The organism is Bacillus sp. FSL K6-0138, from assembly GCF_037982765.1.
Classification (GTDB): Bacteria; Bacillota; Bacilli; order Bacillales; family Bacillaceae; genus Bacillus; species Bacillus glycinifermentans.
In genome coordinates, this window is sequence record NZ_CP150286.1 from 3,069,634 (window position 1) to 3,092,047 (window position 22,414).

Sequence of the window (22,414 nt, forward strand, 5' to 3'; positions counted from 1 at the left end):
ATTTCAGAAAGGAGAAGAAATATGGGTATTTTTATTCTGATCTTCTTATGCATCATCATCGTACTGTCTTCAAAAGCAGCGATGAGGCCGCTCAACGAAAAACATAAAGTCGAGCCGTTCCGCTCTTTTGACGACTTTTTCATTTCAAAGGATTGATTTCTCTCTTTAGTGTAAAAGAAGTCAAAATAAAGAGGAAGAGAATTCACGGTTTATCATCTACAAAAAAGAACCCGCAGCAAGCGGGTTCCAACATTCAGGAAATCACAGTAAGCTCTTTCGGGAACCGGGTAAGCGCTTCTGAGCCGTCTGATGTAACGAGCACATCATCTTCGATTCGGACCCCGCCGATTTCCGGTACATAGATGCCGGGCTCAATCGTATATACCATTCCTTCTTTTAACAGCTCATCATTGTTATGGCTCATGGACGGATATTCGTGGGGTGAGATTCCGAGCCCATGGCCGAGGCGGTGCGGAAAATAGTCTCCGTAACCGGCTTTTTCGATAATTCCCCGCGCTTTTAAATCGAGATCGCCGATTCTGACGCCGGGCCTGCTCATTTCAAGGGCAGCGGTTTCGGCTTGGAGGACGGTTTCGTAAATGTCTTTTTGGCGGTCGCTCGCGTTTTTGAAGACGAGCGTCCTCGTAATGTCAGAGCAATACCCGTCGATGATGACGCCCAGATCAAAAAGGACAAAATCGCCCGCTCTTAATGTCCGGCTGCCGGGATTGCCGTGCGGCTGGCCAGATTTTTCCCCGAATAAGACCATCGTGGAAAACGACATCCCCTGAATTCCCTTTTTCTTCAACTCATATTCGATTTTGGCGACGACATCGATTTCCGCGATGCCCTCTGTTAGAGCGGCTGCCCCCGCTTCAACCCCGTAGTCGGCAAGCTTTGCCGCTTCGCGGAGAATGCCGATTTCCTTTTCATCCTTAACGACGCGAAGTTCGTTCAGCTTTTCTTCCGCGGAAACGAGTTCCGCCCCATTTGTAACGTGCTTCAGCATTTCGGCGCGCGACAGGGAGATCGCTTCTTTTTCGACTGCGACCTTCGCAAGGCGCAAGCCGCGTTTTTGGAGCGCGGCTGAAATGAGATCCCACGGATTTTCATGATCCTCATATCCGATGATTTCATACGCCCAGCCGGCCTCTTTCGCCTGATTTTTCTCCATCAGCGGACAAACAAAAAACGGCTCCTCATGCTGAAACACGAAAACGCCCATCAGCCGTTCATGCGGGTCTGTATAAAAGTGAGTCAAATAAAACACATTTTCTTTTGAATGGATAAAAGCTGACGAAATACCTTGTTCCTTCAGCCAGGATGAAAGTTGCTCAATTCTTTTCACGTCCGGTTCCCTCCTAAAAACATGTTGCTTCATCTATATATTGTATCAGTTTTTTAAGGAGCGTGCCTGATGAAGGCCGGGAAAGGAAAAGGCTGCCGGTTGGCTTGAAGTGACCCCCAAAAGTTAGACAGCTTATTTTCTCAAGTAACATGACTGGCATGAATCCGGTATTGTACTGGGCTCATGCCTTTTAATTTTGCCTTGATCCGTTTGTGATTATAGTAATCGATATATGTTACGAGCTCTTGTTTAAAATGCTCGATGCTTTGAAATTCGTTGAAATGGATAAACTCTGATTTTAAAATACCAAAGAAACTTTCAATGACCGCGTTATCGTAACAGTTTCCCTTACGAGACATACTTTGAATAATATTTCGTTCCTTTAGGGCGTGGCGATACTGTTTCATTTGATAGTGCCAGCCCTGATCGGAGTGAATCAACAGATTTTCTTTATCTGTCAGCTGTTCAAATGATTTTTCCAACATCTCGGATACCAATGAATACGTTGGCCTGGATCCAATTGTATAAGCAATGATTTCGCCATTAAATAAATCAAGCATTGGCGATAAATAGAGCTTCTCCCCAAATAATTTAAATTCCGTGATATCTGTTACCCATTTCATCTTCGGCTTTTCCGCCTTGAAATTCCGCTCTAGCCTGTTTGGTGCCACCGTGCCGGTTTCTCCTTTATACGAACGGTATTTTTTCATCCGTACGAGACATTTCAACCCCAGTTCCTTCATGAGGCGATATATTTTTTTATGATTCATTTGATATCCCCGGTTTTTAAGCTCGTCGCGTATCCGGCGGTACCCGTAACGGCCTTTATGTTCATGATAAATCGATTGAATCAGTGTTTTTAATTTGGCATCTTTGTCTGGAAGACCGAAGGTTTTGACCCAGTAATAATACGTACTGCGCGGAATTCCAGCCAGTTTAAGCAGGGCTTTTACCGGAAATTCAGTCCTTAGTTCAAATACTACTTGGGCCTTTTCTTGTTTTGTAATTTTTCCTTGTTTTGAACTAAGGTATTCAACTTTTTTAAGTAGGCATTCTCCATTCGCAGACGTTCAATTTCAGCCTGCATGGCTTCCACTGATCCTTCTTGCGGTGTTTGTTTCTTCGTTCTTTTTTGATTTTTCTTTGTCATTGACGGCCGCCCCTTTTTCATCGGTTTTAGGGCATCGATTCCTCCGGTTTCGAACAGTTTCTGCCATTGAGCCACCGTAGAAGGTGCTTGAATATTGAAGATGGCGGCTGTTTCACGGATCGACGTCCCATTTTCGATCATATAGTGAAGTACCTTCAGTTTATCTTCTACAGAATAGGTTGTATAGAGTTTTTGAAACGCACTTTCTCCATGGTAATGGTATTTGCGAATCCATACCTGAAACACACCTGACGAAACACCGATCTCTCTGGCGATTGTTTTATGCCCTTCCCTACCCGCAAGATACCTTTTGACCGCTTGTATTTTTTCCTCAGCTGTAAATTTAGCCATAAAAAACTGCACCTCCGATTGTTAGATGGTGTCTAACAATTGGGGTGCAGTTCAACACGGCAGCCTTTTGCTACATTAAGATTTTAAAAGCCTGAGTCCGTTTAAGATGACAAGCAGCGTGCTCCCTTCGTGGCCGATGACGCCGAGCGGCAGGTCGAGGATCTGGAGGAAGTTGCTGCAGATCAACAGGCAGATGATGCTGAGCGAAAAGATGACGTTTTGTTTAATGATCGTGTTCATTTTCTGTGACAGCCGGATCAGTTTCGTCAATCCCTTCAAATCATTTTTCATAAGCACGATATCCGCCGTTTCGAGCGCTACATCAGTCCCGCCTCCCATGGCGACTCCCACGTCGGCGGACGCGAGAGCTGGTGCATCATTGATCCCGTCTCCGACCATGACGATCGTTCCGTACGTTTCCTTTAGCTTTTCCGCTTCCGTTACTTTGCTGTCAGGCAGACATTCGGATACGACGATGTTCAGTCCCGCTTCCCGCGCGATGGCCGCTGCTGTTTCAGGCTGATCGCCTGTCAGCATCGCAGTCTGAATACCGAGGCGGTTCAGCTCGCCGATGACCTCTTTCGCCTCTGGCCTGATTTGATCCTTGAGCGCAAAGCAGCCTGCGAGCCGGTCGCCTTTTTTTACGTACACGACCGTTTTTCCTTCCTCGGACAGACGCTTAACCGAATCTCCAAAGGCGCGGATGACCTCATCTTCGCCGACATAGCCGGCTTTGCCGATAAGCCATGTTTCTCCTTCGAATTGCGCTTTCACCCCGAATCCCGAAGTCTCTTCAATCGATACGTTTGCATCAGGGTGAATTCCTTTTGCATCGGCATACTCGACAATCGCTTTTGCAAGGGGGTGATTTGACTGCTGTTCGATCGCAGCCGCGGCGGTCAGGCATTCATTTTCGGCGGTGCCTTCGGCAAGAAGCATATCTTCAACGGCCGGTGCTCCGTACGTGATCGTTCCCGTTTTATCCAATGCGACGATTTTGCTGTTTCCGAGCTTCTCAAGAAAGACGCTTCCTTTTACAAGCAGGCCGTTTCTTGCCCCGTTTGATATCAGCGACAGTGCGGCAGGCATGATCGACGCAACAAGCGCACAAGGCGAGGCGACGACCATAAACACCATCGCTCTGTAGAATGTCTCGCTCCAAGTCCAGCCGAGCATATAATGCGGCAGAAAAAGCAGCAGTCCGACTGCGAGCAGAACGCCTTTCACATATACATTTTCAAAGCGTTCAATAAACGCTTGCGACGGAGATACGCTGTTTTGCGCAGATTCGACCAGCTTGATGATTTTTTTGAAAAGCGAGTCCTTGTTCGCCTTTTTGACGCGGACAGTCAAAGAGCCGTTTAAATTGACGGTGCCCGCAAAAACGGCATCTCCGCCCTTTTTTTCAACAGGAATCGATTCGCCCGTGAGCGCAGACTCATCGACACTTGTCTGTCCTGATTCGATTTCACCGTCAGCTGCGATTCGTTCACCGGGTTTGACCATGATGACGTCTCCCGCCTCAAGCTCCGCTGCCGCAACCTTTCTCTGTCTCCCGTCTTCCAATCGGACGGCTTCTTCCGGTTCCAATTTCATCAGGGATGTCAAGTCGCGTTTGCTTTTATTTAGCGTATATGTCTCAAGGGCTCCGCTGAGGGAGAAAATAAAAATCAAAATTGCGCCTTCCGCCCAATAGCCGATCAGGGCGGAGCCAATCGCCGCAAATATCATCAAAAGCTCAACGTTCAGCGTCTTTTCCGATAACGTTTCAAGTATCCCCTCTTTTGCTTTGGCAAAGCCCCCAATGCAAAAAGCGGCGAGAAAAAGGGCGGCAGACAGCGTTTCACGGGCGGAGAACAGCCAGCCTGCGGCAATCAGTATGCCTGATAAAAGAGCCGCAGCCAATTCGCCATGCTGCCTTACATAGTCAAAATTGAAAATCGGATGCCGATGCTCAGTCTTATTTCGAATCTCTAATTGCATTGTTGGTTCCTCCTAATTGAGAATGTAATTCATCGTCAATTTCCTTATAAAAAACAAATTGCCGCCTTCTACGGCAGCATAAAAAGTAAAGGTTTCAGTTATTTGATAGCTATTCCCGCTTTATGCGATGCAAAAACGGGAACGTTCATTTTTATTATAGCATGGTATCTTCACGTTTCAACTAATAATTATTATAATTTCTTTTTGATATTAATTATCATTTGCATCAAATCATAAAAAAAGCCGAAAGAAATTTTCAGCTTTTTTTCTCCGCCCATTCCTTCATTTGTTCAACGGTGATCGGCCCGACGACCGATTTCTCCAGCTCCCCTTTTTCGTTAATGAAAAACGTCGAAGGGATCGTCATGACGTTGTACTCCTTCATTATGTCTCCATCGCGGTCAAAAACGATCGGAAATGACAGGTTGTTCTCTTTAATAAAACGATTCACCGCCTGTTCGTTTTTCTCCGCATTCAAGAGGTTGACGGTAATAAGTCTTACGTCTTCATGCTTCTTATCGTAATAGGATTGAAAGCGGGGAAGCTCTTCTCGGCACGGCGGGCACCAGGTCGTCCAAAAATGGATGATCGTTTTTTGCCCTTCGGCGGGAATGACGACCCGCTCTCCTTCTATCGTTTTCATGTGCATCACCGCCGGCGACACAAGTTTGGCGGCCGCAGAAGGCTGAAAAGCGAACATCCCTGCCGAAAGCAAAAAAATAAGTGAATAACGCATCATGCCATATCTTTTCATCGTATCTCCCTTTCTTTTTTTATTAGCTTCCCCGGGAGACGAAAAAACTATGAAGATCAGCGGCTCTCGATTCGCGGAGATCCCGTTTTATTTGTTAACATCAAGGTCACGCCCAGCTCCTTGCAAATCGTGACATAATGGAGAGCTGTCAAAAGAAGCATTCCTGTGTTCATCGCGAGAATAACCCCCGTCATCTGCAGCTCCTCCATCGAACCGAGGATATACATCATCAAAAACGATATAGCGCTTGCCCAGACATTGTGGTAAAAGGCGTCTTTGACAAGGCCCATCCCGATCAGGCATGCTTGAAACGGCATCACAAAAAAGTGGAATAAAAAATACGGCCAAAGCAGCTTCAGGTAAAACGCCGCTTTTACTGAATCAAAAAACAAATGGGTCAGCGGTTCTGCAAAATGATACATCACCATCACAGACGGTATACCGTAAAGCAGCGTGATGAAAATCGCCTGTTTGATCCGTTTGATGACCCTGTCGTATTGCCTGTACGCATAGCTTTCGGAAATGCTCGGAATCATGACGACCATAAGCGAATGGGCGATAAAAGCCGGAAAAAAACCGATCGACATCGCAACTCCCGAAAGCATGCCGAACTGATCGACGGCCCCCGTTTTAGAAACGCCCGCGGCAATCAGCGTCCCTTTCACCAAAAAAGGTTCGACCGCATTTGTGACGGCATGGAAAACGCGCATGCCGGTAGTCGGTATGGAAACGGTGAGCAGCCGTTTCAGCACATCGCTTCTCCGCAAATGGACATGCTGCCCCTTTGCGGCGGCCCGCCTGACCAAAATAAACTGGGAATACAAATAAACGAACACGACGACTTCGCTTGCAACGAGCACAAACACTGAGATCAACACAGACGTATCGATTTCAAAAGAATACCATTGAAAAAATAAAAACAAGCCGATCAGCTGAAAGATTTTTTTCAATGCATTTGCCGTCGCGATTTTCCCCATTTGCTGGACGCCCATAAAATACCCTCTTGCAATCGAGGTAAATGCGACGGTTGGAATCATGCCGATCACAAGGCCTCTGATAAAGGGATGGTAAGAATCAAAAATCGGGATAAAGGGAAGGATGACGGCGGCTGCCGCCGTAGAAAACGCCGTGCAAAGCGCCGTCATTCGAAAGGCATGCTTCAGCATGCTTTCATGCAGCTTCGGATTGGATTCAGCGATAAACTTTGATATGGAAACGGGAAGTTCGAGACTCGCGATCACCACAACCAAAAATATTGAAGGTAAAACACTCATATAGAGCCCCATGCCATGCTCCCCAAGCTCCCGCGCGAGAATCATGTTAATGACGAACTCAAGGCATTCTGCAAAAAAAGCAGCTACCGATAGAAGAATAATTCCTTTCACAAAACGGTTCATGAGGTCTCTCCTTGTCTCACTGGTTATACCCCATCATATGAGACAAGTTCAAAAATTATTTTATTTTTCATGCTATCAAATATAAAAAAGCCAAGGCTTTTGATCTGCACCCTGTCAAGTAGACAGTGGAAATAACTAAAACACACTAGACGGCTTTAGCCCTGTATTCCACTGGGCTGAGGCCGTTTAGTTTTTCTTGTAGACGATCGTGGTTGTAAAAGTGGATATATTCATCAATTGCGCTTTGAAGTGCCTCAAATGTCTCGTACGAATTCCGTCTGTATTTCTCGCATTTTAATTTCCCCCAAAACGACTCAATGGGGCCGTTATCAATACAGCGGCCGACGCGGGACATACTCTGTGTCATATTTGCGTTTTCAATCATCCTTCTAAACTGGTGGGACGTGTATTGAAAACCTCTGTCGCTGTGAAGGAGAGGACGTGCGTTTGGGGCTGCCTCAAGCGCTTGGTTCAAGGTTTTAAACACAAGGGCGTTATTATTGGATTTCCCCAGCACATAAGACACGACCATTCCCTCATGAAGATCTAAAATGGCACTGAGGTACGCTTTCCGATGGCCGTATTTTAGCTCTGTCACATCAGTCACCCATTTTTGATTTGGTTTGTCCGCTTTAAACTCTCGATTCAGGATATTTTCGGACACATGTTGAGGCGTCGCTTTGCCGTAACGTTTTTTCTTCCGCCGAATGACACACTCCAGCTTGGCGATTTTCATCAGCCGATAGATGCGCTTATGATTGAGGCGCTCTTTAAAGCGGCGCTTCATGTTTAAGGTCATTCTGCGGTATCCGTAGATACCGCCAATTTGTTCATGAAGAAGCGTCATCTCGGCGATAATCTTTTCATTCTGTTTTTCTCTCGCTGAAGGTACTCGGCTCCTCCATTTGTAATACCCCTGGCGCGAAACTTCGGCAATCTCACATAACATTTGGACAGAAAAGCCTTCTTTTCGATTCAGCTCTAAAATGGCGAGATATCGATCTTCGTACCGAACCTGACTTAGAACCGCCTCCTTTTGATCTCTTCCAACTTTTTTAAGAACGCATTCTCTGCGCGCAAACGCTCATTTTCCTGTTCCAGCCGTTTGTTTTCCCGTTGAATTTTTTCTTCAGGTGTCAATTCTTCTTCGGTTTTGCGTTTCCCTCGGTTGTCTTTTAAGGCCTCTTCTCCGCCTTCTTGATACTTTTTCACCCATTGATACACCTGTTGGTAGGAGACTTGATGAATCTCCATTGATCTGGCGTAGTCCTTTCCATGAGCTAGACAATCCTTCGCAATCTCAATCCGTTCTTCCAATGAAACGTTCTTCCGTTTGGTCATCAAACGATTCCTTCCTCTCCCGCTGTCTTTTAACGTTTTATGACCATTATAAAGCTCAACCCACTTCATGAGTACGGATTTACTGGAAATCTTATATTTTCTCGAGATTTCTCTTTGAGAGTAGCGTCCGGATAAGAAGTCTTTCACGGCATTGTATTTTAATTCTGCGGGATAGAACTTATGGCGCTTTGAACGTTCCAAACTCTCCACACCCGCCATATCATGCGATGTTCTCCATTCACGAATCGTTTCGGCATGAATGCCATATTTTTCTGCGATCTCCTTCACCGAATTATTGCCCTGATCACATTCTGATAGAATATTCAATTTTTCTTCTTTTGAAAACCATTTTCCAGCCATGAAAAAACTCCCCCAAGGCAAACAGATTTTTTTATTTCATCTGTCTACCTTTAGGGGAGCATATCATTTAGAGCCCCGGCTTTTGCGGTCAAATCGCAAACACATGATTGCCGATGCGTTTGACGATTTTTCTCGTTTTAATCCAGTTGTCTGATGCAGTGTCCGGATTATAAAAGTATAAAGCGTTTGTTTCTTTTTTATGTTGATCGACCGCTTCTTCGACAGCTTTCTTCGATTCGCGGTCCGCCTTATGGTTGATGCTCCCGTTCAGAACAGGCTCAAAAGCGTTTTTTTGGTAAATCACGCTTTTTACGCTGTCAGGAAATCCGTGGTGTTCCACACGGTTCAGTACGACATCTGCCACGGCGACCTTCCCCGCGAAAGGCTCGCCTTTGGCCTCAGCGTGCACAAGCCTTGACAATAAATCTTTCTCCCTGCCCGTCAATTTCGGCTCTTCTTCCTTTTCGCCTTTCTTTTCATGACGCGGCCGGGGCACAAGCTCAATGATCGTTTTTTCATCGATCATATGTGAAAAAGCCGGATTTGGTTCCGGGTCAACGCTTGAAAGCAGCCGGTCCATTTCCTGTCTGTCTTTTTTCGAGAATATCTTGACGGCCTGAGCATGTTCGATTCTTGCCGCAGGGAGCATGCAAATGATAAAAGCAGCTATCGCAGCAATTTTCGATTTCATTCCATTCCTCCTAGTCAAATCGAAAAAACATATGTATTACGGTAACAAGACAAACCCTTCATTTCACTAATAAAATTTTGGCAAGCTTTCCATCAAAGCGTCCAACTGGCACATAATTGTATAGACAGTGCACCGATTTTACAGAAAAAAACAAAGCATCCAGCAATACTTGTGCTGAACGCCTGGCATTTCACCATATAAAAAGGCTTTCTCATCGCTTGAGAAAGCCTTTTAGCTTCTTGGCTCTTTCATATATTGAAAAATGACGTCTCCCCCGCGCTGGGCAATCCCCCGAAAATGCTTGAAATCTTCCTGTTTCGTCAAGATGGCTCTAAAAGAAAGAAAATCCTCTTTTTTCACGCGAAGTTCATGGATGTTTCCAGATCTCAAGTTCTCGATGTGCTCCATAGCATTTTCCTCTGTCAACTTGTCCCTCTCCTTCTATTTAAATATCATCTTTAACTAATTAATTATACCACTAAGCAAAAACACGTACAACAATTGTCCCGTTCTCCCCCATTTCGCTTTACTTCTCCATGAAAATATTGCAAAATACTTTCAATAGGTAAAAACATTTTAAAGGAGAGGAAGCCACGTGAAAATTGCAAAAGTCGGGAACGTCATCGAATTTAAAAACGGACTCACCGGAGTCGTTGAAAAAGTAAACGAAAACTCGGTCATCGTTGATGTCACGATAATGGACAACTACAGAGACTTAGAATTGGACTCCTTAACCGTCGTCAACCATAAAAACTACAAAATTATTAAAGACTCCTTTCATTAATCAAATCTCCGATTCATCATGTTTTTCCTCGCAATCTGCAAGATTTCCGCACGAGCTTCTAATGAAGGAAAAAACCGCCGTCTGGCTGGGTACGGCGGATTTTTCCCCTGCTTCCTACAACGTCCCCCGTTTAACATCGGCACGGAGAAGTTTGATATTTTTCAAAATGTCTTTTGATGCATTGCACAATGCAGTAATTGCTTTTGCTTTTTGGTTTGACAGCTGAAAAACAATATCTTGAAAAAGCAATTCCGTTTCTTCCAAAATAGACACGGCAGCCGTATTGTAAAGGTTGACGCTGTTGAAGTGAATCTGTTCAAAAATCGCATTATCGATGTACGGTTTGAATTTATACACAAAACAAGGCAGGAATGAAATTAAATTGCCAACCGCTTTGCGGACCCCTTCTATTGTTTCCGCAATTTCGTCAAGCGGCTTCACCACATGGTCAATCGCACTTTTTATTTTCTCGTCCCAATCAGAAAACATCCCGAACAATTTCGCCGGGACGGCTAAGCCCAAAAATAAATTCCCCGTTCCCTTTATGGAAGCCGCCGAAGTCTCCAATGCCAATTCCAGCGCCAGCAATGTATCAAATAGAATATTTGCGACAGGAACAAGGCTTGCGTTAATAGAACCCGCCATTGTCGCCACTGAACTATTCACATGACGGTCTTTCAATTTCAGACGATCTTTTAAATAGTCGGACTCCTCAAATCGAGATTGAACGGATGCCGGAACCGACGTTTTTTGCTGTGTTGGCGCTTTACGGTTTTTAATGTCTTGCGCGGCGCCGCGGTCACTCGTTTTGAATGCCTTCCCCCGCCGATTGAACCTGACGTATAAAAGTCTTGACCTGTTTTTTCAGACCCTTTTCATTTTTTCCGACGATGACAAAATGACTGTATATTTCGTCTGCAACAGCATCGGCAAATCCCATGGCAGGGTTGACGAAAACATCGGAAATCTCCTGTCGGATCATGTTTGTCAGCGCGCCTGTCAGAATGTCAATATCATGTTTAAGCCCGTTCAAATATCCCCTTATCTCACCTGTGATGCTTTCCACACTGATATTTGTTTGAAAAACATATTCAAGCAGTTCAGACGGAGCGAGTTCAATAACACATTTAAAGAACGGCACTTTTCTTCAGCGGTATCCAGCAATGCAATTAAACCGTCGATCAAATATTTCAGGATATTGCCAGCTTGTGAGATTCCGATAAACAACGGATCGCCGAATGCACTTTCAAACATGTCGGTAAACATTTCGCGAAGATCGGCTAAACGTTTTGATTTCAGCTTTTTTTCGTTTTCGACGATCTCATTGGAGTGTTGAAGATATTCTGAAACATACCCCAGCCGCCTAAGCACATCGTTTTCCAGTGCAGCCGCCAGCAGGTCGAGATTTTCTTTATTGATCTCGATCTTATTGGAACCGATGTTTCCGTAAAGAGGTTCACCCGTCCAAATGCTTGTTACAATATGATCGCCAGCAGAAATATAAATTCGGCCGCAGCCCGGTTTTCCTTTTTCGCCGATTTCAACCGATTGGTCTTCCTCTGTATTTTCTCCCATTCTATAGCCCATATGGTTGGACATGAGGGCTGATAGAAACGGAACGCCATTATCAATTTCGATCACTTTTCCCGGAATCCTGTCGCCGAGCAGCACTCCTTCCTCCGCCAATGTCAGCGGATCATACTTACTAAAATAGTTTGTGATATTCGGATAGTCTTGATCCCGGTCCACTTCTCCTTCAGGCAGGATCGACGGATTAATCGTCACAGCTTTCACATCGGGATGCTCCACCGCAACGGCATTCGCCAATCCCCCTCCAAGCGAGTTTCCGCAAACTGAGGTTAATTTATCACCGTATTTGGCTTTCATCTGATCGTAGTATTTGCGGGCTGCTTTTACTTGTTCCGGCGTTAAAGGGCCGGCCATCTGGGCATCGGTGAGAATGTCCTGCATGCCGTTTTCTTTGCCCGCGTTTGTTCCTTGGTAGACGACTGTGTATTTTCCTGTTTCCACGTTTTTGACTGTTATCACATCAAGGCCGGTTGGATCTTCATAAATTTTATTTACCACTACATACTTATAGCCATTGACGTTAAATGTATCTGTTTCAAGCGGATTTTTATAGGAATGAAATCCTGCAATTTCTACTAAATTTTTATCTTCACTGAGTGTTTTATTATTTTTGACTTCATTAGCCATTTTGAAATATTGCTCCTAATCTTTCATAATATAATTTGGATCGGATCGTTCAAGAGTATTTTCCTGTGAATTCGAACCCGCTTTTTTGTTAATTGTATTGTCATGTAAAAAGACACTATATTGTCCTGGTGCGAGCCCTTTCATATTTTCTAAATCTTTTACAATTTGATTGAAAATAAATTTGTTTGGTTCTGTATTAGGTTTTTTCATATATAAATGTATAGTGATATAAAACGATTCCGGATCTATTTTAGAATGCTTGATCTCTCGTTTCCATTCCTCTTTATTTTTATTTGGATTTTTTAAATATTTCAAATAAACCTTATCTAAACTATCATCAAAAGTTGTTATATAATAATAAACTGTATGGAACCCTGATGCCATTACATTATTAACGGCTTCTTGCCTCATCCCAACAACAGGCTCTTGCTTCACGGTTTTGGCCAGGTAATTATCAAGTTTTCCTAGTTCTTGATCAAAAACCATTGCATAAATACCACTATTAATTGCACTTTCTACTTGACCTTCCTGAGACCATACTTTATCCGTCAATACCTTATCATTCTTCACATCAATCGGAACAACCACATATGTATGAAAATGCGGCTCACCCTCAGATTCTACAAATACAGAAGCTGCGTTAAGCGCACCAACGACGTTATGGACTTTCACCTTCGTCTTATACTTTTCCAGGAAAAATTTCTTAACGGCTTTTTCAATTTCTCCACGATGCGCTTTGGCGATTTTAGCGGTTGCTTGTCCGCCGTCAAGTTCATAGCCTTGTCCTGTATAATCTTGTACACGAATTAAATTTTGGTCAGCTTGCGCATGGCTATTAGATACTGTTTTTTCCCCGTTTTTGTCATGATTTCCTGTATCCAAATTCATACATCCTCCCAAAAGTATTGGAATACCAATACTGAGCGTTATGATTTTTTTATATTTCATCGTTAGTCCTCCTCTAATGAGGTTTGTTTATTTTTATCATTTAAATCGTTCATGAAAAGCATCTTTTGTAAAACGCCCTTTGAAACCTCAATAACGAGATCTTGCGCTTCTCTACTATGCAATCCCGGCCGAAGAAAATTTTCCCATTGACCAGGAACCGCTTTATTATAAATCAATAAACATCCCTTTTGAATCATTTGTTCCTTAATTTAAGGTAGGGATAAAGTAAATGAGCAATTAGAACTAACAGACACTTCTGAATCGGAAAGAATCGAAGACTTCAGAATTAGGTATATTTATCTACTTGCTTTAAAAAACACCCATACATTCAGATGACTGAATATGGATGTGTTTTTCTTTAAAGAAGTATAAGCAGTCTTAATGACATGGATTAAAATGAAGAATGAAAGCAAAAGAAAAGCCCGCCTATTCGTGAACTGTCCTGTAAATGTTAGACACCGGTTTAGATATTTACAGGGTGTTTTTATGCCTAAATTTTCAGCTGAAGAAAAAACTCAAAGTGTTTTAAGGTATAACCAAGGTAATGAATCAATGAAGGAATTTGCGCAAGATATTGGTGGTTATAAAAGTGTTTTCAGCACATATTGTTGCAGAAAAAGCACTGATTTTCCTGCTATAAAAATGGCTGATGGGCGCGGAGACACTGCGGGATGTGCTGCAGAATGCGGGAACGGGGAAAGCTTTGTAATGGGTTTACAATGAGATAAAGACGCCAAGGCGGCGTCTCTATTTATTAATTTCCTGCTCTCAGCTTTTTTACGAAAAGCAATTCATCCCGTATTGGAATCCCGTTATCGGCTTTCAGAGGAATCTCAGGTTTTATTTTCCTGGCTTTTTCAACTGCGTTCACATGCAATTCCGCAAAAACATAGCCTCTCTTTTGGTAAAACCCGATCGCCCTTATATTATCATTGGTTGTGATTAACTTCACGATTTCGCACCGTTCTTGCTCTGATGCCCGCTCCGCTTCTTTTAAAAGCGCAGACCCGATCCCTTTATTTTCAATGATGCTGTCCAATGAGATAATCTCGCATTCGTTTCCATCTATGACGAACGTAATTAAACCTATGATATCCCCTTCTTTATCCAACGCGGCATAACCTTCTAATTCATCGCATTGAAATGAACCGTTGGAATTTACCATGACAGGGCTCCCCCAATGTGTACTGAAAAATTGTGCAACCGCCGATTTCGGCAAATCGCCTGTTGGCATGACTTTCATTTCTTCTCCTCCCTGTATTTTCCCTTTGTGTTTCAATCTTTACATATTATAAACTTGTCAAACATTAAAAAAAAGACGCACACGTTTGTACGTCTATATCATGTCTACCCAAAGCCTGGCGGTACGGCTGTCGGATAAAGCTATTTATTTTCCCCTTTATTTGAACTATTCAATATCCATAAGATAAATACCGAAACAATTAAACAAAAAATCATGTCTGTTGCATTTAATGTGTTAAATTGAATCAGCTTTTTTATTCCGAGAATCATCATAAAGCCGAAAAAACAGACGGTAAAGAGAGCCAATCCAAAAGCCCTCACCTGTCTCGGAATAGCCAACCAGCATTTTAGAAGCTTTTCAGAGATTTTGCTCATTTTCCCTCCCCCTGTCCTTAAATCCGCAGTTCAAAATGTTGTACCTTCTAGTCGTTTCTCTAAAAGAATCGGAAACGGCCGCCTTTGCATTTCTTCTCAAGTCTCTCAAAAAATGATTTGCATTCAATAAGATAACATCCTTCTTCGCTAATTTTATCGTTATTGATGATATATTTCCATGGATGGCGCAGAAGGGCTTGCAGTATCTAACGTTAAGTCCAGCTCTGTAATAAAGATGGTTCATTTATCTCAAAGTTTGATTAAATCAGGTATTTAACGATGATACCCATTTGTGTATAATTAGAAGAATATTCTAATATCTATTATTTCTACGGGTGGGATAGTGATGGAAAAACAAGAATATGAGTGGATAAAACAAACGAGACAGATTTTGCTAGACCAGTGTAAAGAACTGAACGGAAATGATTTTACAAAAGAATTTGGATTTGGTTTTCAAAGTATAAGAGATACTTTAGTTCATGCGGCGGGTTGTTATCATGCTTGGCTGGGGTCTTTTGTGCTTTCAAAAACATCTTCGCCACTATTAACAAAGGAAGAAATCAATGGTATGCAGATAGAGGATATTCAACGTTATTTTCAACAGGCGAATGTATATGTAGATGCTGTATTTGAACAGTTCACTGATAAATTTGATAATATTATCGAAAAAGAGCCTTCGTGGAAATTAGGCAGTGGGGCTGTAAGAAAAACGCCGCACCAATTACTAATCCATTCTATTACGCATGAATTTCATCATAAGGGGCAAATTGTAGCAATGCTACGGTTACTTGGTTATATTCCTCAAAATACAGACATTTTGGGACTGCCTGAAAAGGAATTTGCTATACATAAATATAGATAATGAGTTATTAACCTGACGGGGTGACGGCGTTTCGGTTACGTCCAAGCCGTTTTACAAGCGAATGTAACTGCTGGCCTGCCTGAATACCGACCATCGTAACGGTAAGGTAGTCGATAGTGTGCGCAGCCGTGCTGCGGATTCCTTTGTTTCATGAATGGCGTTGAATTAGACGGTCATAATCAGAGGTTGAGACGATGGATTACGAAACAAAGGGTTATGGGCAAGGAGTATCCGGACGTTCGCCACGAACAGACGTACGAAGGCGTAAATGAGACAGATGACGGTGTGATCTCATTTTTGCACACTTCGATTAACGAATTGAATCGCGCTTCATATTGACATCTAGCATCCCGTCCAGCACGCCTTATAATATCCGGTTAAATTTCAAATAAAAAAAGACGCGTAACAGTACGCGTCGTAACAGTACGCGTCTCGGCCACAGCCGTAAACAATCTCCTCGCTCAGCCCACCACTGCAAAATTCCGTTTTTTTACGGGTCACACTATCTGATATATTGCGTGATCTCACTTCGTTTCACACACGGAAACATCAACGATTATCCACCGTCTCCGGATACAAATCATGATTCATCAAGCGGTATTCCGCCATTTTCTCATATTTCGTCCCCGGACGGCCGTAGTTGGTGTACGGGTCAATGGAAATTCCGCCTCTTGGCGTGAACTTGCCCCAAACTTCGATATAGCGCGGGTCCATCAATTCGATCAGATCGTTCATGATGATGTTCATGCAGTCTTCGTGGAAGTCTCCGTGGTTGCGGAAACTGAAGAGATACAGCTTTAAAGACTTGCTTTCTACCATTTTTTTATCAGGGATATAGCTGATATAGATCGTCGCGAAATCGGGCTGGCCCGTTTTCGGGCACAGGGATGTGAATTCAGGGCAGTTGAATTTTACGAAGTAGTCCCTGTTTTCGTGCTTATTCGGAAAAGCCTCCAGCACATCCGGAGAGTAGTCAAACAAATACTCGGTTCCCTGGTTTCCGAGAAGGGTTACGCCTTCTAACTCTGAATCTTTTCTCATTTTTTTCTTCCTTTCTACATTAAACTCCCCGTTTGTTTCCCCAGATCAGGGTGTGAAGCTGCGGCAGCACGCGGACGCGGTTTAATTCCGGGTCGCGCGTAACAGCATCGACCAGCTCTTCGTATTTTCGCAGCAGCTTTTCGACGAGCCGATCCTGTTCTTCTGTATGCACATCTTCGTTTCCGACCTGGAGGTAAAACGGGATTTCTGGATAACGCTGGTGGACGTTTTTCGCAAATTGAAGATCTTCCGGTGAGAAAATAACGACCTTCAGGCTGGCTGCAGCCAGCCTGCCTTGTTCTTTTAGCTTGCCGATGATATGGTCAAGCTTTTGAAAATCGGTTTTCATATTTGAGCTCGGCGGTTTTGGCGAGATTGTCAGGTCATCAATTTTGGCAAACCAATCCTGATAGAACGTGCCCTGTGTTTCAAGGGCGGTCCGAATATCGTTTTCCTTCAGAAGGGAAATCAGTTCGTCGAGCTGTTTTAACAGCGCCGGGTTGCCTCCTGAAATAGTGACGTGCGAAAATGAATCACCGCCGATTTCTTTCAGCGACCCGTATACTTCTTCAGCAGTCATCCATTTGATATCTTTTTTGGCAGATCCGTCCCATGTGAAGGCCGAATCGCACCAGCTGCACGAATAATCGCAGCCGGCCGTTCTGACAAACATCGTTTTCTGGCCGATGACCATTCCTTCTCCCTGAATGGTCGGACCGAAAATTTCGAGCACCGGAATCGGTTTAGCCATGGTGATCACCTTGTTTTGGTCGGTAGACGACATAGCTTGTCGGCGTTTCCCTGACAAATACTTGAACGCAGTGCGGACGATTTTCGAGTCCTTCCAAATAGGCCTCGACTTTGTCAAAAATCGCTTTCGCAACAGCTTCTGTCGATGGGATCTGCTCGCGGCTTTCCCCGGAAAATTCCTTGTGATCATTTAAAAGCGTGTGATCGTATTCCCCGTGAATCAATTTTTTAATGGTGCTGAAATTCGCGAGAAAACCTGACTCATTCAAATGATCTCCGGCAATCGTAATATTGATGGTATACGTATGGCCGTGAACCCTGCTGCAAGCGCCCGCGTCTTCCCTCGGAATGAAGTGGGCTGCCGACACCTGCATATCTTTATTCAGTTCGAACGCGTACGGGTGACTTGTTTGCGGGTAGATTTGTGTAAGCAAATTAAGCTCTCTCCCTTTTCATTTTCATATATTCCTGATAGCCGTTTGCGCGCAGTTTGCAGGCCGGGCATTCGCCGCAGCCGTCGGCGATGATGCCGTTGTAGCAGGTCAGCGTCTCGTTTTTGACGAAATCGAGCGCTCCCAGTTCATCGGCCAGCTTCCACGTTTCCGCCTTGTTCAGCCACATGAGCGGCGTGTGAATCACAAACGGCCGCTCCATTGCAAGGTTGACGGTGACATTGCACGATTTGACGAATTCATCCCTGCAATCCGGATAGCCGCTGAAGTCCGTCTCACAAACGCCTGTTACGATATGGCGCGCGCCGATTTGGTAGGCAAGAATGGAAGCAAATGATAAAAATACAAGGTTTCGTCCTGGAACAAATGTGGACGGAAGCTCGCCTTCTTTCGCCTCGATCTCGATGTCATCTCTTGTCAAGGCATTTGGCGCAAGCTGATTTAAAAGCGCCATATCAAGCAGATGGTTTTTTACGCCAAGCTTGCCGGCGATGTTTCCCGCGACTTCAATTTCCTGCTGGTGGCGCTGATTATAATGAAAGGTGACCGTTTCCACCTCTTCGAATTGTTGTAATGCCCATAAAAGGCACGTCGTACTGTCTTGACCGCCGCTGAAAACGACGACCGCTTTTTCCTGTTTCATAATTCCTCCTTCTCCGCTTTCGCTCATGCTTTTAAAAAACATCGGCAGAACGAAAAAACACCTTCCTTGAAAAGGAAAGGTGTTCTAGCAAACAAACAATAAAAAACGCCATACCCCAAGGATACAGCTTTCCTTAGTTTTTTATAGAGGGTTTTGCTAGAACCTCTCCCGCAGATTTCCCGAGCGGATTTTGTTTAAATTTTCTTTCGCCATCTTATCACAAATCCGGATTTTCGCCAAGGGGAAACTCTTAACGCTTCGGCAACTTTTTGAACATCAGAAAGAAGATAAATACAAGGCTTAACTGGCCGAACAACGGATAGATCGTCGAAATCAATTTTCCGTAGCCGATCTGTCCTGTCAAGTATACCGTAAGCAGTATAAGGATGAAGATATAAAGGCTTTTTATATGAATGTATTCGTTTATCTGCTTTTCAAGCCCGTACAAATTGCCGATCACCGATGTGAAGACTTCCCCGAAAATGATAAACAGGTAGATGATATGTACGGAGTGTTGAACGATATAGACGACCTGCGCCATCGGGATTTCGTATAGAAGGACGTTCGGCAATGTGGACAGAGACAAAAAGCTTGAGATTAATACAAGGGTCAGCAGGGTGCCTCCGATTAGCGCCCCCTTTTTAATCAGCCGCTCCGATTTCAATTCTGAAGCGATCGGCACAAGCACAGCCTGTGCGAGCGATAAATTAAAAGCGCCGTATGAAACAGCTGCCACAATCCAGTCCGGTTTTGCCGAAAAGCCGGGCAATTTGTGAACGGCCGGGCCGCTGAAGATAAACGAATCAAATAGCACAATCGCTGAAAAAAACAGCAATAATGGAACAACGATGACATTGACGCTGAATATCCCCTTCACGCCGCTCATCATCACGAACAGGCTCAAAGCAATCGTCACGAGCATGCCGGCCTGATTGGATAGCCCGAGCTGCTCTTCGAAAATCGCCCCGGCACCTGACAGCATGACTGAAGTCACACCGAGCAGCACCATGAGCATGAAGACATTGACGAATTTCCCGAGCGTCTGCCCAAACAGGAATTTATTAAGCTCCTGATACGATTTGGCATTGATCCTGACCGAAATCAGCATGATTTTCGCACCGAGAAATGTAAACATCAGCCCGCTGATCAGGATGCCGGCCAAACCCGTCCAGCCGAACCTTAAAAAAAATTCAACGATTTCCCTTCCCGTCGCAAATCCAGCTCCGACAACCGTTCCTACATAGACAAACGCCAGCTGAAAAGCGGATCCTCGTGATTGACTCATATTTCTCCCCCGTAAAATGAAACATGGTTTCCGCAAAATCCCTTTCTCCATCATATGAGACATGTTCCTTAAAAAGAAGGACAAACTTGAAAAACAGGAATGAAAAGGAAAAGAATATTTTGAGCATGTATCTTGAAAGTCAAAGAAGGTCAATGTATACTAATAGTCAGAAATGGTCAAACAAAAGACCATTTTTTAAAATCGAAAAGGTCAAAAAAGGTCAAATTCTAAAAAGGGGGTTTTGGCAAATGCGTTGTCAACATTGTCAAAAAAATGAGGCGACGATTCGCCTAAACATGCAAATCAATTACACAAAGAAACAAATGGACTTATGCGAAAACTGCTATAAAGAGCTGACTCAGCCTTCCATGTATTCAGGTAACCACTTCTTTGGAGGGGGTTCTTTCTTCAGCCAGCCGTCTGAAGCGCAGGCGCAAACTGACGCCAAAAAAGGCTTGCTTGATGAACTCGCCGTCAATTTGACGAATGCCGCAAAAACGGGATTGGTCGATCCCGTCATCGGCCGCGACGATGAAGTGGCGCGCGTGATCGAAATTTTAAACCGCAGAAATAAAAACAATCCGGTCCTAATCGGAGAGCCGGGTGTCGGTAAAACGGCAATCGCCGAAGGTCTTGCGCTGAAAATTTCGGAAGGCGATGTTCCAAATAAACTCAAAAATAAAGAGGTTTACCTGCTCGATGTGGCCTCCCTTGTTGCCAATACCGGAATCAGGGGCCAATTCGAAGAGCGAATGAAACAGCTGATGAAAGAGCTGAAAGAACGCAAAAACGCGATCCTCTTTATCGATGAAATTCATCTCCTTGTCGGCGCCGGCTCTGCTGAAGGCTCCATGGACGCAGGCAACATCTTAAAACCTGCGCTTGCCAGAGGAGAGCTGCAAGTCATCGGTGCAACGACTTTGAAAGAGTATCGCCAAATCGAAAAAGACGCAGCGTTGGAACGCCGCTTCCAGCCGATCATGGTGCATGAGCCTACAATCGAACAGGCCACAGCCATTTTGAACGGCCTGAAGGAAAAATACGAAGCATATCACGGAGTTTCCTATACGGATGAAGCCGTCAAAGCTTGCGTCGTCCTGTCAAGCCGCTACATCCAGGACCGCCATCTTCCAGACAAAGCGATCGACCTATTGGATGAAGCCGGCTCAAAAGCGAACCTTGAAATCGATACTGTGAGCGGAGAAGCAGCCTCAAAACGGCTGAAAGAAATCGAAGCGGAAAAAGCAAAAGCGCTTCAGGAAGAACATTACGAGCTCGCTGCAAAGCTTCGCGATGAAGAAGAAGCGCTGCACAATGCGCTCGAGAAGCAAACAGAGGAAAAACAGGCTACAGTCGGGGCTGAAGACATTCAAGCGATCATCGAACAAAAAACGGGCATTCCCGTCGGCAAGCTCCAGCAGGATGATCAGAAAAAAATGAAGGAGCTTGAAGCAAACCTCGCAAGCCGCGTCATCGGACAGCAAGAGGCCGTGAAAAAGGTTGCGAAGGCCGTCAGAAGAAGCCGCGCCGGACTGAAATCAAAAAACAGACCTGTCGGTTCATTCCTGTTTGTCGGTCCGACAGGCGTCGGTAAAACCGAGCTTTCCAAACGGCTTGCTGAAGAGCTGTTCGGCACGAAGGATTCGATTATCCGCCTCGACATGAGCGAATATATGGAAAAACACGCCGTGTCAAAACTGATCGGTTCGCCTCCGGGATATGTCGGACACGATGAAGCAGGACAATTGACGGAGAAAGTCCGCAGAAACCCGTACAGCATCGTGCTGCTCGATGAAATCGAAAAAGCCCATCCGGATGTTCAGCACATGTTCCTGCAGATCATGGAGGACGGACGCCTGACTGACAGCCAAGGACGGACGGTAAGCTTTAAAGACACCGTCATTATTATGACAAGCAATGCCGGGGCATCTGAAAAACGGACAACCGTCGGCTTTAACAGAGAAGAACGGCTGATCGGCGAACAATCATTAATCGACTCTTTAAGCAGCTACTTTAAACCTGAATTCTTAAACAGGTTTGACAGCATCGTCGAGTTCCAGCCTCTTGAAAAAGAGGATCTCGTGAAAATCGTCGACCTGCTTCTCAAAGAGCTTGAAGAAACATTAAACGACCAGCATCTGTCATTAAAGGTGTCTGACGAAGCGAAAGAAAAAATAGCCGACATCGGCTACCATCCTGCATTTGGCGCGCGTCCTTTAAGACGAACGATTCAAGAGTTCATCGAGGATCAAATGACAGACCTGCTTCTTGAAGAAAACAGCGTCTCAGGATTCGATGTGACAGTTGAAAACGGCGATATCGCGGTAAAACCGGTCGCATAGATCCCCCTGCCGGCTTCCTTTGCGGAAGCCGGCATTTTTTACGCCACAAGAAAAAAATTCCATTCCATCGTCCGAAAGTCCCTATTCGCCTTGATTTT

25 protein-coding genes and 1 riboswitch are annotated in these 22,414 nt (G+C 44.5%); of the genes, 6 read left to right on the plus strand and 19 right to left on the minus strand.

From position 1 onward, the window contains the following. Nucleotides 1-21 precede the first annotated feature (21 nt). On the plus strand, nucleotides 22-156 hold the full coding sequence (locus tag MHB78_RS16270; RefSeq protein ID WP_269082057.1) for a hypothetical protein: 135 nt from the start codon (nucleotides 22-24) through the stop codon (nucleotides 154-156). Nucleotides 157-253: 97 nt separating this feature from the next. Here MHB78_RS16270 and MHB78_RS16275 read toward each other — a convergent pair whose 3' ends face one another. From MHB78_RS16275 to MHB78_RS16310, 8 genes are all read right to left on the minus strand, one after another. Continuing rightward, nucleotides 254-1,348 carry a Xaa-Pro peptidase family protein gene (locus tag MHB78_RS16275; RefSeq protein WP_046132442.1) on the minus strand — a complete coding sequence of 365 codons (1,095 nt, stop codon included), beginning with the start codon at nucleotides 1,346-1,348 and terminating at the stop codon, nucleotides 254-256. Between the two features lie 140 nt (nucleotides 1,349-1,488). After that, nucleotides 1,489-2,849, minus strand: a protein-coding gene (locus MHB78_RS16280; RefSeq protein WP_099047013.1) for an IS3 family transposase whose coding sequence is annotated in 2 segments (ribosomal slippage) — nucleotides 1,489-2,378 and nucleotides 2,378-2,849 — 1,362 coding nt in all. Because the reading frame shifts where the segments join, the coding sequence is not laid out codon by codon here. Nucleotides 2,850-2,924: 75 nt separating this feature from the next. Beyond that, on the minus strand, nucleotides 2,925-4,832 hold the full coding sequence (locus MHB78_RS16285) for a heavy metal translocating P-type ATPase (RefSeq protein ID WP_046132456.1): 1,908 nt from the start codon (nucleotides 4,830-4,832) through the stop codon (nucleotides 2,925-2,927). Nucleotides 4,833-5,088: 256 nt separating this feature from the next. Further along, nucleotides 5,089-5,586: an endospore biogenesis thiol-disulfide oxidoreductase StoA gene (gene stoA / locus MHB78_RS16290; protein ID WP_046132457.1), complete on the minus strand. Its 498-nt coding sequence runs from the start codon at nucleotides 5,584-5,586 to the stop codon at nucleotides 5,089-5,091. 56 nt (nucleotides 5,587-5,642) lie between these two features. Continuing rightward, the gene (locus MHB78_RS16295) at nucleotides 5,643-6,983 is read right to left on the minus strand and encodes a polysaccharide biosynthesis protein (RefSeq protein WP_046132458.1); all 1,341 of its coding nucleotides are present in this window, start codon (nucleotides 6,981-6,983) and stop codon (nucleotides 5,643-5,645) included. Between the two features lie 145 nt (nucleotides 6,984-7,128). Further along, a protein-coding gene (locus tag MHB78_RS16300) for an IS3 family transposase (RefSeq protein WP_231947390.1) occupies nucleotides 7,129-8,684 on the minus strand; the annotation gives its coding sequence in 2 pieces (ribosomal slippage) (nucleotides 7,129-8,027 and nucleotides 8,027-8,684; 1,557 coding nt in all). Between the two features lie 88 nt (nucleotides 8,685-8,772). Beyond that, complete coding sequence (locus MHB78_RS16305; protein WP_046132316.1) at nucleotides 8,773-9,375, minus strand: cell wall hydrolase; 603 nt, start codon at nucleotides 9,373-9,375, stop codon at nucleotides 8,773-8,775. A 231-nt stretch (nucleotides 9,376-9,606) separates the two neighbouring features. Then, a complete protein-coding gene (locus MHB78_RS16310; protein WP_231947485.1) occupies nucleotides 9,607-9,783 on the minus strand; it encodes a hypothetical protein in 177 nt (58 codons plus the stop codon). Between the two features lie 187 nt (nucleotides 9,784-9,970). Between MHB78_RS16310 and MHB78_RS16315 the strand changes: the two genes are divergently transcribed. Then, a complete protein-coding gene (locus MHB78_RS16315) occupies nucleotides 9,971-10,159 on the plus strand; it encodes a DUF2187 family protein (RefSeq protein WP_006638423.1) in 189 nt (62 codons plus the stop codon). Between the two features lie 114 nt (nucleotides 10,160-10,273). Here the strand turns inward: MHB78_RS16315 and MHB78_RS16320 are convergent, their stop codons facing one another. The 4 genes from MHB78_RS16320 to MHB78_RS16335 form a co-directional block, all read right to left on the minus strand. Beyond that, nucleotides 10,274-10,825 (minus strand): hypothetical protein, encoded by a 552-nt coding sequence (locus MHB78_RS16320; protein ID WP_128748087.1) that lies wholly within the window; start codon nucleotides 10,823-10,825, stop codon nucleotides 10,274-10,276. 133 nt (nucleotides 10,826-10,958) lie between these two features. Next, nucleotides 10,959-11,192: a hypothetical protein gene (locus MHB78_RS16325; RefSeq protein WP_046132313.1), complete on the minus strand. Its 234-nt coding sequence runs from the start codon at nucleotides 11,190-11,192 to the stop codon at nucleotides 10,959-10,961. Between the two features lie 8 nt (nucleotides 11,193-11,200). After that, nucleotides 11,201-12,376: a hypothetical protein gene (locus MHB78_RS16330; RefSeq protein ID WP_046132312.1), complete on the minus strand. Its 1,176-nt coding sequence runs from the start codon at nucleotides 12,374-12,376 to the stop codon at nucleotides 11,201-11,203. 15 nt (nucleotides 12,377-12,391) lie between these two features. Continuing rightward, a complete protein-coding gene (locus MHB78_RS16335; protein WP_046132311.1) occupies nucleotides 12,392-13,324 on the minus strand; it encodes a DUF1672 family protein in 933 nt (310 codons plus the stop codon). A gap of 381 nt (nucleotides 13,325-13,705) precedes the next feature. Here MHB78_RS16335 and MHB78_RS16340 point away from each other — a divergent pair, with 381 nt between their 5' ends. Further along, nucleotides 13,706-14,047: a hypothetical protein gene (locus MHB78_RS16340; RefSeq protein ID WP_046132310.1), complete on the plus strand. Its 342-nt coding sequence runs from the start codon at nucleotides 13,706-13,708 to the stop codon at nucleotides 14,045-14,047. A gap of 31 nt (nucleotides 14,048-14,078) precedes the next feature. Here the strand turns inward: MHB78_RS16340 and MHB78_RS16345 are convergent, their stop codons facing one another. Then, nucleotides 14,079-14,567 (minus strand): GNAT family N-acetyltransferase, encoded by a 489-nt coding sequence (locus MHB78_RS16345; RefSeq protein ID WP_046132309.1) that lies wholly within the window; start codon nucleotides 14,565-14,567, stop codon nucleotides 14,079-14,081. Between the two features lie 140 nt (nucleotides 14,568-14,707). Next, nucleotides 14,708-14,941 (minus strand): hypothetical protein, encoded by a 234-nt coding sequence (locus MHB78_RS16350; RefSeq protein WP_046132308.1) that lies wholly within the window; start codon nucleotides 14,939-14,941, stop codon nucleotides 14,708-14,710. Nucleotides 14,942-15,287: 346 nt separating this feature from the next. On the opposite strand from MHB78_RS16350, the gene MHB78_RS16355 reads away from it, so the two are divergent. Together MHB78_RS16355 and MHB78_RS16360 are read left to right on the plus strand one after the other, a co-directional pair. After that, on the plus strand, nucleotides 15,288-15,803 hold the full coding sequence (locus MHB78_RS16355; protein ID WP_046132307.1) for a DinB family protein: 516 nt from the start codon (nucleotides 15,288-15,290) through the stop codon (nucleotides 15,801-15,803). 150 nt (nucleotides 15,804-15,953) lie between these two features. Then, on the plus strand, nucleotides 15,954-16,142 hold the full coding sequence (locus MHB78_RS16360) for a hypothetical protein (protein ID WP_128748085.1): 189 nt from the start codon (nucleotides 15,954-15,956) through the stop codon (nucleotides 16,140-16,142). Nucleotides 16,143-16,352: 210 nt separating this feature from the next. Here MHB78_RS16360 and queF read toward each other — a convergent pair whose 3' ends face one another. From queF to MHB78_RS16385, 5 genes are all read right to left on the minus strand, one after another. After that, nucleotides 16,353-16,844, minus strand: a complete 492-nt coding sequence (gene queF / locus MHB78_RS16365; RefSeq protein ID WP_046132306.1) for a preQ(1) synthase — start codon at nucleotides 16,842-16,844, stop codon at nucleotides 16,353-16,355. Between the two features lie 19 nt (nucleotides 16,845-16,863). Further along, nucleotides 16,864-17,595 (minus strand): 7-carboxy-7-deazaguanine synthase QueE, encoded by a 732-nt coding sequence (gene queE, locus MHB78_RS16370; protein WP_046132305.1) that lies wholly within the window; start codon nucleotides 17,593-17,595, stop codon nucleotides 16,864-16,866. Continuing rightward, the gene (gene queD / locus MHB78_RS16375; RefSeq protein ID WP_046132304.1) at nucleotides 17,588-18,028 is read right to left on the minus strand and encodes a 6-carboxytetrahydropterin synthase QueD; all 441 of its coding nucleotides are present in this window, start codon (nucleotides 18,026-18,028) and stop codon (nucleotides 17,588-17,590) included. Before queD ends, queE begins: the two co-directional genes overlap by 8 nt. Before the next feature lies 1 nt (nucleotide 18,029). After that, nucleotides 18,030-18,689 (minus strand): 7-cyano-7-deazaguanine synthase QueC, encoded by a 660-nt coding sequence (gene queC / locus MHB78_RS16380; RefSeq protein WP_046132318.1) that lies wholly within the window; start codon nucleotides 18,687-18,689, stop codon nucleotides 18,030-18,032. A 127-nt stretch (nucleotides 18,690-18,816) separates the two neighbouring features. Continuing rightward, nucleotides 18,817-18,861: riboswitch (PreQ1 riboswitch) on the minus strand. Between the two features lie 78 nt (nucleotides 18,862-18,939). Then, nucleotides 18,940-19,974 (minus strand): membrane protein, encoded by a 1,035-nt coding sequence (locus tag MHB78_RS16385; protein ID WP_046132303.1) that lies wholly within the window; start codon nucleotides 19,972-19,974, stop codon nucleotides 18,940-18,942. Nucleotides 19,975-20,222: 248 nt separating this feature from the next. Here MHB78_RS16385 and MHB78_RS16390 point away from each other — a divergent pair, with 248 nt between their 5' ends. Beyond that, complete coding sequence (locus MHB78_RS16390; protein ID WP_046132317.1) at nucleotides 20,223-22,316, plus strand: ATP-dependent Clp protease ATP-binding subunit; 2,094 nt, start codon at nucleotides 20,223-20,225, stop codon at nucleotides 22,314-22,316. The last annotated feature ends 98 nt before the right edge of the window (nucleotides 22,317-22,414 follow it).

Coding starts and splice junctions, on each gene's coding strand:
- MHB78_RS16270 (WP_269082057.1), top strand. CDS start 22: ATGGGTATTTTTATTCTGATCTTCTTATGCATCATCATCGTACTGTCT.
- MHB78_RS16285 (WP_046132456.1), bottom strand. CDS start 4,832: ATGCAATTAGAGATTCGAAATAAGACTGAGCATCGGCATCCGATTTTC.
- stoA (WP_046132457.1), bottom strand. CDS start 5,586: ATGAAAAGATATGGCATGATGCGTTATTCACTTATTTTTTTGCTTTCG.
- MHB78_RS16295 (WP_046132458.1), bottom strand. CDS start 6,983: ATGAACCGTTTTGTGAAAGGAATTATTCTTCTATCGGTAGCTGCTTTT.
- MHB78_RS16305 (WP_046132316.1), bottom strand. CDS start 9,375: ATGAAATCGAAAATTGCTGCGATAGCTGCTTTTATCATTTGCATGCTC.
- MHB78_RS16310 (WP_231947485.1), bottom strand. CDS start 9,783: ATGGAGCACATCGAGAACTTGAGATCTGGAAACATCCATGAACTTCGC.
- MHB78_RS16330 (WP_046132312.1), bottom strand. CDS start 12,376: ATGGCTAATGAAGTCAAAAATAATAAAACACTCAGTGAAGATAAAAAT.
- MHB78_RS16335 (WP_046132311.1), bottom strand. CDS start 13,324: ATGAAATATAAAAAAATCATAACGCTCAGTATTGGTATTCCAATACTT.
- MHB78_RS16340 (WP_046132310.1), top strand. CDS start 13,706: ATGACATGGATTAAAATGAAGAATGAAAGCAAAAGAAAAGCCCGCCTA.
- MHB78_RS16345 (WP_046132309.1), bottom strand. CDS start 14,567: ATGAAAGTCATGCCAACAGGCGATTTGCCGAAATCGGCGGTTGCACAA.
- MHB78_RS16350 (WP_046132308.1), bottom strand. CDS start 14,941: ATGAGCAAAATCTCTGAAAAGCTTCTAAAATGCTGGTTGGCTATTCCG.
- MHB78_RS16355 (WP_046132307.1), top strand. CDS start 15,288: ATGGAAAAACAAGAATATGAGTGGATAAAACAAACGAGACAGATTTTG.
- MHB78_RS16360 (WP_128748085.1), top strand. CDS start 15,954: ATGAATGGCGTTGAATTAGACGGTCATAATCAGAGGTTGAGACGATGG.
- queF (WP_046132306.1), bottom strand. CDS start 16,844: ATGAGAAAAGATTCAGAGTTAGAAGGCGTAACCCTTCTCGGAAACCAG.
- queE (WP_046132305.1), bottom strand. CDS start 17,595: ATGGCTAAACCGATTCCGGTGCTCGAAATTTTCGGTCCGACCATTCAG.
- queC (WP_046132318.1), bottom strand. CDS start 18,689: ATGAAACAGGAAAAAGCGGTCGTCGTTTTCAGCGGCGGTCAAGACAGT.
- MHB78_RS16385 (WP_046132303.1), bottom strand. CDS start 19,974: ATGAGTCAATCACGAGGATCCGCTTTTCAGCTGGCGTTTGTCTATGTA.
- MHB78_RS16390 (WP_046132317.1), top strand. CDS start 20,223: ATGCGTTGTCAACATTGTCAAAAAAATGAGGCGACGATTCGCCTAAAC.